The 1,575-nt window shown below is 44.3% G+C and carries 1 protein-coding gene; it reads left to right on the top strand.

Going from position 1 to position 1,575, the window contains the following annotated elements; all coding sequences use genetic code 11:
* On the top strand, positions 1-1,575 hold a 1,575-nt coding region (locus OQ279_RS07215; protein ID WP_266069307.1), incomplete at both ends, for a thrombospondin type 3 repeat-containing protein.

Here is a 1,575-nt window from a genome sequence, read left to right as displayed (position 1 = left end):
AAATGTTGGGGAGAATACTGTGGTGCTTACTGTTGAAGACAACAATGGAAACAAAACTTCTGCGGAAGCTACAGTAATTGTTGAAGACAAAGTAGCTCCTGTGGTGCTGACTCAAAACATCACTGTACAGCTTGATGCCGACGGAAACGCGACCATCACTCCGGCAATGATCGACAACGGTTCTTCAGATGCCTGCGGAATTTCAGAAATGACGCTTGATAATGCCATTTTTGACTGCTCAAATGTTGGGGAGAATACTGTGGTGCTTACTGTTGAAGACAACAATGGAAACAAAACTTCTGCGGAAGCTACAGTAACTGTTGAAGATAACATAGCTCCTGTTGTAGTCACAAAAAATATCAGCGTACAGCTTGATGATGACGGTAAGGTGACTATTGCCACTGAAGATATCGACAACGGCTCTTCAGATGCCTGCGGAATTTCAGAAATGACTCTTGATATTAACATTTTTGACTGTTCTAATGTTGGAGAAAACACTGTGGTGCTTACTGTGGAAGATAACAATGGAAACACCACTTCTTCCGAAGCAATTGTAACTGTTGAAGATAATGTAGCTCCGGTTGCGGTAACTCAAAACATCACTGTACAGCTTGATGCCGACGGAAACGCGACCATCACTCCTGAAGATATCGACAATGGTTCTTCAGATGCCTGCGGAATTTCAGAAATGACGCTTGATAATGTCATTTTTGACTGCTCAAATGTTGGGGAGAATACGGTAGTGCTTACTGTGGAAGATAACAATGGAAACACCACTTCTTCCGAAGCAATCGTGACTGTTGAAGACAATGTTGCTCCTGTTGTCCTTACAAAAAATATCAGCGTACAGCTTGATGATGACGGTAAGGTGACTATTGCCACTGAAGATGTGGTGGAAAGTGCTACTGATAACTGCGCTGTGGGCAGCATTACGCTAAGTGAGACCCGTTTTGATTGTGCAACCGGTGCCACAAAAGATGTGACGGTGACGGTAACCGATGTGAACGGCAATATCACCACCAAAGTTGCAACGGTGACCATTCTTGATGAAACCGCTCCCGTGGTAATCGCAAAAGACATCGTGGTTGAGCTTGACGAAAATGGCGTAGCCGGTATCGTTGCCGAAGATGTCTACGATGAGGTTTTTGATAACTGCGGAATTGCTTCCATGAGCCTTGATGTGACCAGCTTTGGATGTGACAATGAAGGGATGAACTTTGTCTTGCTTAGTGTTACCGATCACAGTGGAAACGTTGGAACGACTGAAGCTGTTGTAGAGGTTCGAAACAGCTTTGGAGACAATGATTCCGACGGTATGAAAGACAACTGTGATGACGATGATGACAATGATGGTATTCCTGATGATGTTGACAATGCACCCTTAGTTCCAAACCCCGATCAAACAGATACCGATGGCGATGGTCTGGGAGATATCATTGACACAGATGATGACGGTGACGGAATTCTTGATGAAGATGACAACTGTCCGCTAACCTACAATCCTGGTCAGGAAGACATCGATAAAGATGGTGTGGGAGATGTTTGTGACACAACACAAATCCTTGTTTCTGAAGC

This window comes from Salinimicrobium profundisediminis (genome assembly GCF_026241755.1).
Lineage (GTDB): Bacteria > Bacteroidota > Bacteroidia > Flavobacteriales > Flavobacteriaceae > Salinimicrobium > Salinimicrobium profundisediminis.
The sequence above is the reverse complement of the archived record's forward strand: the minus strand, read 5'-3'. Positions and strand labels throughout refer to the sequence as shown.